The sequence below is a fragment of the Streptomyces otsuchiensis genome (assembly GCF_004305975.1).
Classification (GTDB): domain Bacteria; phylum Actinomycetota; class Actinomycetes; order Streptomycetales; family Streptomycetaceae; genus Streptomyces; species Streptomyces otsuchiensis.
In genome coordinates this window covers 1-386 of sequence record NZ_BHZI01000621.1, presented here as the reverse complement: position 1 = coordinate 386, position 386 = coordinate 1, and the positions used below count along the sequence as shown (strand labels likewise).

Sequence of the window (386 nt, the reverse complement as noted above, 5' to 3'; positions counted from 1 at the left end):
GTCTCGTCGTTCGGTGTCAGCGGTACCAATGCGCATGTGGTGCTTGAGGCTGTTCCGGCGGAGGAGTCCGCGGAGGTTCCTTCCGGTGGCGTGGGTGGTGTGTCGTCCGGCGGGTTGTGGGTGTTGTCGGGGCGGGATGAGCGGTCGTTGCGTGCTCAGGCTGAGCGGTTGCGTGGGTTTGTTGTGGCGCGGCCGGAGTTGGCTGCGGCGGATGTGGGGGTGTCGTTGGCGACGGGGCGGGCGGCGTTGGAGCATCGCGCTGTGGTGGTGGGCGGTGATCGTGACGAACTGATCGCCGGGTTGGGGTCGTTGGTTGAGGGCGTGCCGGGTGTGGGTGTGGTGAGTGGGGAGGTGCGTTCGGGCAAGACGGCGTTGTTGTTCTCGGG

At 67.4% G+C, this 386-nt stretch carries 1 protein-coding gene; it reads left to right on the top strand.

What is annotated here, in order from left to right; genetic code table 11:
• On the top strand, positions 1-386 hold a 386-nt coding region (locus E0D90_RS26120; RefSeq protein ID WP_130800356.1), incomplete at both ends, for a CurL C-terminal domain-containing protein.